Genomic DNA, 1,818 nt, shown 5'->3' on the forward strand with positions numbered 1-1,818 from the left:
GGGGGGGGGGGCGGGGGGCCGCGCGCCGTCCCCTTTGGCCGTGCTGCCCACACCGTGCTGCCCACGTAGTACTGGGCGCGTGGAGCGGGTCGTGTCCGTCACCCTGCTCGGTCCTGCGCTCCGTTCGCTCGACGGATCAGGCTCCGGCCTACCGCGACCTGGTGCGCGGCCTGGCGCCGCCGGCGACGGCGGTCGTCGGCAACCCGTACCGCGAGTGGATCGGCGCCCGGATCCGCGGCGACCTGTTCGGCTACGTCTGCCCCGGCGACCCGCGCCGGGCCGCCAGGCTCGCGTTCACCGATGCGAGCCTGTCCCACACGGCCAACGGGCATCCCACGGCGAGATGTGAGTGGTGGCGCTGCTGGCGATCTAGGCGACCGCCGACGACGTGGCGGGCGCGTCGCGCCTAGCTGGACCACATCCCGCCGGGGTCGCGGCGGGCGGAGGCGCTGAACGACGTCCTCGGCCTGTACGGGGACGGGGCGCTGGACGCGATCGAGGCCCGCCACGGCCACTGCAGCTGGCTCCTCGCGATCGACAACGCGGCGGTCGTCGCGGCGGCGGTCGGGGACGACGGCGACTACGGCCGCACCGTCGGCCTGGCGGTCCAGGCTGGCCTGGGCACGGACCCGACGGCGCCACCGCGGGCTCCGTCTCCGGCCTCATGCGCGGCCAGGAAGCCCTCCCCGCCCGCTGGGCGGATCCTCTCCAGGAGCGCACCCGCGGCGCCCTCGCCGGCCCCGAGAACGCCCGGTCTCCACCCTGGCGATCCGCACCACCCAGCTCGCCGCCGAAGCGAGCCGCCGGGACGGGTGGCGTGACCGTCTGTAAGGCCGCTGGTCGATGCTGTGGTGGCCGTGGATCTCGGGGCGGCGGGGGCTGTTAGTTCTTGACCTGCGGGTTTGAACGTGAGGTTCCGTCACGGCGTCCTCGCGGACTCGTCGCTGTCCAAGGCGTCTGCCTGGAGGTCCGGCTGTGAATCTGGAAGATCCTTTCGATCCGCCGGCCGACCCTGCCGCGCGCACGGCCTACCTTCGCGAACGGACTGAGCTTGTGCGCGCGGGCGCAGGCCCTGCTGAAGACGATGAGCCGGGAGACCTGGAAGTCGGATCCCGGTATCCGGATTCAGGTCGAGGCGATCCTCGCGATGCCCCCCGCGCAACGACTGAACATGCTCATGGCTGAACTCTCCGTCTTTGCGCGCGCTCGCCTGGTCGCTGAGTGACCGGCCAGCCGTTTGGCAGTCCCGAGCCGCATCTTCCGGGATTGCTCGGGATGTTCGCTGAGCACCGGGTGCGCTACGTCGTCGTCGGTGGAGTTGGGGCGCGGCTGCAGGGCACCCCTACGTCACAGGTGATCTGGACATCGTGCCGGATCCTGACCCCGCGAACCTGACGCGCCTCGCCACCGCGCTCAGCGATGCCGCGACGCGAAAGAAGTCAGCTGACTCGATACGGCGCTGTCGACGTACTCATTGAGCTTCCCGGAGTCGGCTCCTTCGACGTGATCATGCGAAACGCGCGCCGGTACGACGTCACTGACTAGAATGTCACGATCCATGTGGCGAGCATTGAAGACATTGTCCGGTCGAAGGAAACCGCCGGACGAACGAAGGATCTTCTCCTCCTGCCGGTCCGCTACGAGGCCGCCGACCGGCTGGCCAAGGAGCCCGACGACTACGCCCTTGGCCCGGATGCGCTGGTGGTCGACCCGGCCGGCGGGCGGCGACGACATCTAGGGCCAATGCCGTTGCGTTAGGTGGTTGCGGGTGGGCACGCCCTCTGAGGGTGGTGGCGATGGCCGGGAGCGTGCCGGAGT

At 70.7% G+C, this 1,818-nt stretch carries 3 protein-coding genes; all 3 read left to right on the forward strand.

Annotation, left to right across the window (positions count from 1 at the left end; all coding sequences use genetic code 11):
- The first annotated feature begins 161 nt into the window (after positions 1–161).
- The 3 genes from I6A81_RS34095 (at position 162) to I6A81_RS44275 (ending at position 1,758) form a co-directional block, all read left to right on the forward strand.
- Positions 162–410, forward strand: a complete 249-nt coding sequence (locus tag I6A81_RS34095; RefSeq protein ID WP_203008444.1) for an ADP-ribosylglycohydrolase family protein — start codon at positions 162–164, stop codon at positions 408–410.
- Between the two features lie 674 nt (positions 411–1,084).
- The gene (locus tag I6A81_RS44270) at positions 1,085–1,225 is read left to right on the forward strand and encodes a hypothetical protein (protein WP_238431210.1); all 141 of its coding nucleotides are present in this window, start codon (positions 1,085–1,087) and stop codon (positions 1,223–1,225) included.
- A gap of 335 nt (positions 1,226–1,560) precedes the next feature.
- Complete coding sequence (locus tag I6A81_RS44275) at positions 1,561–1,758, forward strand: hypothetical protein (protein ID WP_238438644.1); 198 nt, start codon at positions 1,561–1,563, stop codon at positions 1,756–1,758.
- Positions 1,759–1,818 lie beyond the last annotated feature (60 nt).

This window comes from Frankia nepalensis (assembly GCF_016786325.1).
GTDB lineage: Bacteria > Actinomycetota > Actinomycetes > Frankiales > Frankiaceae > Pseudofrankia > Pseudofrankia nepalensis.